This is a genomic window from Nitrosomonas mobilis (assembly GCF_900103035.1).
Taxonomy (GTDB): domain Bacteria; phylum Pseudomonadota; class Gammaproteobacteria; order Burkholderiales; family Nitrosomonadaceae; genus Nitrosomonas; species Nitrosomonas mobilis.
In genome coordinates, this window is the sequence record NZ_FMWO01000102.1 from 111750 (window position 1) to 118202 (window position 6453).

Consider the following 6453-nt stretch of genomic DNA (forward strand, 5'->3'; position numbering starts at 1 on the left):
AAATGGCCAAAAATGTAGTTGTTATTGGAACCCAATGGGGGGATGAAGGTAAAGGCAAAATAGTTGACTGGCTGACCGATCGCGCCCAAGGCGTAGTCCGGTTTCAGGGTGGACATAATGCCGGACATACGTTAGTGGTTAATGGGCACAAAACGGTACTACATCTCATTCCATCCGGGATTTTGCGTAAAAACGTTGTCTGTTATATTGGAAATGGCGTTGTACTCTCCCCGGAAGCACTGCTGGAAGAAATTGATATGCTGGCTCGCAGCGACGTAACTGTAGCGGAGCGCCTGCGCATTAGCGCGACCTGTCCTCTGATCCTTCCATATCATATCTCTCTGGATTGCGCGCGTGAAGCAGCAAGAGGGATGGATAAAATTGGTACTACTGGCAGGGGAATTGGCCCGGCTTATGAAGACAAGGCCGCGCGTCGTGCGATACGTTTGCAGGATCTTTTCTATCCAGAGCGCTTTGCCTGCAAACTCCGTGAAATTCTCGATTATCATAACTTTCTACTGGTAAATTATTACCATTCTGCTGCGGTGGATTTCAATCAGGTGTTTGATTCTAATCTTGCGAAATTTGAGCGAATTCGCCCGATGGTGGCAGATGTTCCTAAGCTATTGTTTGATGCGAACCGCGCTGACGATAATCTCTTGTTTGAAGGAGCGCAAGGCGCACTTCTGGATATTGATCACGGGACCTATCCATTCGTTACTTCCAGTAACTGTCTTGCAGGCGCAGCTTCGGTCGGCAGCGGTATTGGTCCACATTTTCTGAATTTTGTGCTTGGAATTACCAAAGCATATACAACTCGTGTGGGTGCGGGCCCATTTCCGACAGAACTAAAGGATCAGGATGGTGAAAATTTGGCTAAACGTGGAAATGAATTCGGTTCCACAACCGGACGCCCACGCCGTTGCGGGTGGCTTGATGCAGTAGCACTCAAGCGGTCGATTCAGTTAAATGGGGTGACTGGACTGTGCATGACCAAACTGGATGTGCTGGATGACTTTGATCAGATCAAGATTTGTATCGGCTATCGACTAAAAGATTCTGACCAATATTGTGATGTATCTCCATTTGGCGCAGAGGCGCTCGCATTAGTCGAACCGGTCTACGAAGCATTACCCGGCTGGCAAGGAGAGACAACCAAAGGCATCAGGGAGTTTGAAAAATTACCGCTGGCAGCACGTCAATATCTGAAACGTATCGAAGCCATCTGCGAAAGCCCAATTGCCATGATCTCCACCGGTCCCGACCGGGAAGAAACCATCGTATTCCAACACCCTTTTGAATAGAGGACTTGCCTGAGCGATTACTCAGTAAGCGCCCAACGCTTTCATCTATCTCCATTTGCATTGGAGTGATTGAATAAATACTGGCGTTAGCGACAGGAATGCATCGATGTGGTTATTGAGCCAGGTGGGGAGTTCGATGAGTTTATCCTCAAGTCATGCGGTGGAAGGTCGAGGCCGTTGAGTTGTGCGGTGGCACGTTGGCCGGCACGCTCTGATCCGGTGAACAGCCAGCCTTTTTGCCGGTTGCGCTCGGACGAATGATGTTTTCTACCGGTTCATTGTGTGTGCCTTGCTAAGGCGTATCTGATTCGTCGGTGCAAATCCGGTCCGGCTAACTATCGCTCCCAGAAGTACTTGTAGCGGTCCAGAAGGTAACAAATGGGCTGAAGCACTACAAGAAAAGGCTTTGCTCTGCTGGCAGGCTATATCTTATTATTAGCTAAAGGCGGCAATCGATAACCCAAGAACGTTTACCAGACAGAAATCACCAGTGTAAATGGCTGATCCGTGACAGAGCGAAAGAGCTGCCCAACGCTAAATGTATAGATTTCCTTATCGGTTGTGAAGCGGTATATATCCTGCGCGTCGGTAATGCCGTCGATTGAGAATATGACATTTACACCCGATATCGCCATATCGACAGTTTTTCCCGCCCCGACAGTTATTTCGTAGCAAAGTGCGCTATCGGGCGAAATAATGCCCTCAACACTATGGGTATTTTGCCCGCTCTGGAATTGAATTCTTTCGCAGTTATCAGCCTGAGCCGTTGCCGTCACCAACATCAATATAGCGCACAAAAGAACAAGGGCGCCGGGTGTTTTCATGTTCGTCATCATAACTTCCTCGCATCAGAGTATTTATTGCGCCATCAGGATACAGTTAGCTTTCTGATGGCGCGCTTACCCGCCAGTCAATATAATAACCGGCAATAAAACGGGGCTTGTGTCCCAAAACCATGAATATCTGATCACAATCCCCGAAAGTCTGGTTATTGAGTAACCCTGGTTAAAACAGGTGTTGCCGCTGGATCCTTAAAATCCGTATTATTATCGCTGAATCTCCCCAGAATCAGTTGCTCCCCGCTCTGACGCACCTCGATTAGATGATTTTGAAAAAATGAAAAAATGAAAAAATGAAAAAATGAAAAAGTGTCGCCTCCTCTATTACTCTCCGCTATCTGCCATAAATCCATACACTCAGTTCTCGGTCAAACTGGGGACAACATCACGCCCACCAATATCCGGGTGCCCAGCAGCAGAGCCGGAGACAATTTGTGCGGAAAAATTGGCTCCACTGCCACAATTTATGCCACTTACTGTACCGCCAATTCCTCTGAATGTATAAAGAGAGCGACTTTGATTAAGCAGGGTCGGGCCTTCCAGTAATAAACACAGCCCGCTCTGGGTGCGATAAAGTCCTGGCGTAATATCCGCTGATCGAACCGGGTTGGGAAGGGAAGGTGCGACAGAGGAAATTTTCTCGAACACAAAGCCCTGGTTGAGCAGGAAGGTAAACTTGAAGGTGGCATCATAAAGCGCAGTCTGACCAGTGTTAATATCTGTCACCGGTATGCGAATCATATTGATATTGCGCCCGGCGCCCACCACATGGCCCGAGTGAAAATCGATACTAAGATTAGTGCCTGGGATCACTTCTGCTGATGCTGCAGTTGTCAGCATACTAATCAAGGATTATGCGAGTACTGTGAACAATGTTCTGGATTTCATTTGGATCTCCCCTTATGAATTGACAAAAAACCAATACTCAGTACATCTGTTTTATTCTTACCAGACATCATTCATCGTGTCAACTCGGTGTGTAGAGAACCGGGCGATACTTTGTGCGGCAAATTATCGCACCCGGCCAAGTGTGTGATCAAGGCGTAATACTGTGCTGATTCAGGCAGGGCAGATAGTAGCGCTGCGCGGCTGCAGGTAGGTGATGAGGCGATATTCGGTAGATTTCATCAGGAATAGAGACGATGTGTTTCACACAAAATCAGGCTGTGTACCCGCAATCTTTATCTTCTCAAAATTCATGACTAAACTTGGCATAATGTAATGTAATGTAATGTAATGTAATGTCGTGGGCGTTCAAGTATGCCCTATGGTCTATTCAGCGATAGCGGGTGTGTTACGTATCCTTGTTGCACCAACCAGGTTATTTCATCAGTGAGGCTTTCGCGGAGAGGTCTTGGGTTGAACCCAAGCTTCTGTTTGGCCTTGCTGCAGGAAAAATGCATATTTTTGCCTGCAAGCCGAACCCCGGTCAGCGGTGCAACTGGAGGTTGATGTGTAACATAATCTGCAACAAATTCAGAAATGATGCCTGTGAGTAACGCCACCCAGTAAGGAATCTGAATATCAGGCATCTTCGAGCCCGTTATTTTCTCGACTATCCGTAGCAATTCCCCGAGCATGAGATTCTCATGGCCTAGAATATAGCGCTCTCCGATGCTACCGTGGCGTGCAGCAAGAATATGTCCAAAGGCGATATCACGAACATCGGCCATATTCAAGCGACAATCAAGATAGGCGGGTACGCGCCGGTTCAGGAAGTTCAGCAGCATCCGGGTTGGTGGCGTGATATGAGAGTCACCGGGGCCTATCGGCAGGGTGGGCGAGACGATGATGACAGGTAACCCATTCCGGGAGGCTTTATGGGCTGCCTGTTCGGCAAGAAACTTGCTTTGACAGTAAGCACCAGGCATATCTTCGAAGCTGCTTTTCACGGATTCATCCAGCAGCTCGGCCTGGGGAGTTTTTTCAATTAGTACGGATTGTGTCGAAGTGTGGACAAAGGCTTCTATATCAATATGTGCCGCTTCTGCAAGCAGAATACAGGTTCCCGCATGATTGACCTGGTGAAAAATCTGCTTGTCACGTGCCCATAAGTCTGTATAGGCTGCAAGATGGTAAATTCGTTGTACGCTTTTGCAAGCACGCCGAACACAATGTTCATCTGTAATGGAGCCACGTACGACTTCAACAGCCGAAGAAACAGATACGCCGTCAAGTTCCAGTACCCGAACTTCTTCGCCTTGTTCGAGCAAGCAGTTCACAAGATGCGTTCCAATGAAGCCACCGCCTCCTGTTACTAATGACCGCCCTTGCGCAGACACTTTAGTTCTCCTTGGATTTTGTTTTCAGAGAACGGCTCAACCTTTATGTTTAACCAGTTGCTGGCTGAGCATAGCAGACTGCTTGTAACTTGCGCTTTCCTCTGAGGTTGACGGTAAAAATACTACCATATTGAATTCCGGAGTGGTTGTCTACGCCTATTGCATCATAGAGTTCCTGGCTGATCAGTACTTCGCCTGGCTGGCAAATTTTTTCCAGACGAGCAGCTGTATTGACCACATCGCCAATCGTGGTCCAGTCAAGTCTGTCAGGAGTGCCGACATTGCCAATGACGACCTTACCCCAATGAATACCGACTCTCAGCAGCAGCAATTCCTTGCCGGCTTTCATGCGCATGTTATTGATATCCACGGCGTGTTTCTGCATTTCCAACGCGCACAGAACCGCGTTACGTGGTTCTCTGAAAAGCGCCATTACGCAGTCCCCCATAAATTTATCAATATGCCCGCCAAACTGATTGGTTATTTTGGAAATCCTGCCAAGAATAGAGTTGAGAGTATGAATGACCGATTCTTCATTTTCATTGTTTTCGACATAGGTCGTAAAACCAACGATGTCACAAAACAGTACCGCGAGAAAACATTCCTCGTTGCTCAGCTCATTACCACCCAGTCGGATGACTTCCCGAGCCTTCTGTTCGACCAGTTGTGGCACGTAGTTGCGAGTGATGTTATGCACTCGCGCTTCATTCAGTATGGAGCCCTCAGCAAGTGAATCCGTAAATTTCTGTTCCAAAGAGACAATCTGCCACAAACTGCGAATTGATGAATCTGCATGGCGATAGCCGCTGACGTTAAACAGGACGAAGAAAATACCTGACTGGCATGAAAATTTAATACGAACACGGTAATTTTCAAAGGTACCATCGGTAGATTCGAGCACGCTTCCCCAGATGACATCATTGTAGAAATGTGTAGGAATCACTGCAGCAAAAGTTTCAACAGCGGCAAAGGTTGTTTTCAGCTTCAGTGCTTGCAACAAACTAGGAGAAATTGACAGCACTTCGCCTGCACTGGAAAAAATGATCAATCCATAACTCAGCCGGGTAAAAATGGTTTGTAGTTTGTCGTATTCACTGGATGGATCGAGTAACTCCGGATAACCAGGCAGGACAGCGTGTAACGGTTGAGCTGCAAGCGTACTGTTGCGCGTCAGACATGCGACTGCATAAGCTGAGTCGGCATCTACAGGCGTGCGTTTAGCGAGGGTGAACCCAATAGCCTCGGCCAGTTTTTTATCCAGGTAAGCCGCATGCTCACAACAGGCCGGATAGTAAATTGATACTAAGGTGTCAGCTGCCTTGGGAAAAGTAACAATGATTTGAAAATTATTTTTTTTACAAATATTTTCAAGATTACGGTCACCATGTGCATCCAGTTCATTTTGCAGTAGCGTAGTCAATTCATCTGGCATGTCAGTATCGATGTCAAGATCACGTTTGATGATCTGATGAAATACCTGCTGGTGCATGGTTTTAACCAGATTGCTGACCAGCTTGTGCAATAATAATATGGTGGAGTCGAGCAGGCGAGGGCAGTTAAGTTGCTGAAGCGAATAGGCGATATTCTGTTCGAGTGCTACCCAGATATTCTGTTTTAATGACGTGATGACAATCGGTGGAAAGATCGACTCATCCTTCCCATCTGTAATGGTATCAACAACCTTTAAGTTGGTCTTAGTGTTGATCATGTGCACAATACTGAAAAATTTCGTTATCCATCAGCGTTTGCAGATAGGTTGCCTCAAGCAGCGGGTCAATCAATTCTTCCATCAGGCCATAAATCGATAAATTTTCTCTTAATACTTCGGGCTCCAGCGGATTTGCGCCAATACCCATTCCTTTGACATAGGTGTTGGCAACTGCCAGACAGAGCAATACCTTATTTTCGGCTTGTTGACTGGAGAGCTGGTCGAGATTAGTACCTACATAAAGGGAAAATTGTGCTGGCAGGCGCCATTCATGCACCGCCTGTAAGCCGATTTGGCGATGATCAGTACCCAAAAATAAT

Annotated in this window: 5 protein-coding genes and 1 pseudogene; 1 reads left to right on the forward strand and 5 read right to left on the reverse strand. The window is 47.1% G+C overall.

The features are described 5' to 3' along the window. Window positions 1-2: 2 nt before the first annotated feature. Entirely contained in the window at window positions 3-1304 is a 1302-nt protein-coding gene (locus NSMM_RS14525) for an adenylosuccinate synthase (protein ID WP_090288572.1), read from the forward strand. 470 nt (window positions 1305-1774) lie between these two features. Here NSMM_RS14525 and NSMM_RS14530 read toward each other — a convergent pair whose 3' ends face one another. The 5 genes and pseudogenes from NSMM_RS14530 to NSMM_RS15825 all read right to left on the reverse strand — a co-directional run. Further along, window positions 1775-2137 (reverse strand): hypothetical protein, encoded by a 363-nt coding sequence (locus NSMM_RS14530; protein WP_090288574.1) that lies wholly within the window; start codon window positions 2135-2137, stop codon window positions 1775-1777. A gap of 363 nt (window positions 2138-2500) precedes the next feature. Further along, on the reverse strand, window positions 2501-2983 hold the full coding sequence (locus NSMM_RS14540; protein WP_090288578.1) for a hypothetical protein: 483 nt from the start codon (window positions 2981-2983) through the stop codon (window positions 2501-2503). Window positions 2984-3408: 425 nt separating this feature from the next. After that, a complete protein-coding gene (gene hpnA, locus NSMM_RS14545; protein WP_090288581.1) occupies window positions 3409-4425 on the reverse strand; it encodes a hopanoid-associated sugar epimerase in 1017 nt (338 codons plus the stop codon). Between the two features lie 49 nt (window positions 4426-4474). Beyond that, on the reverse strand, window positions 4475-6133 hold the full coding sequence (locus NSMM_RS14550) for an adenylate/guanylate cyclase domain-containing protein (RefSeq protein WP_090288583.1): 1659 nt from the start codon (window positions 6131-6133) through the stop codon (window positions 4475-4477). Further along, window positions 6120-6453 (reverse strand): annotated as a pseudogene (locus tag NSMM_RS15825) (HDOD domain-containing protein); the annotation flags it as partial. The gene NSMM_RS14550 and the pseudogene NSMM_RS15825, both read right to left, overlap by 14 nt.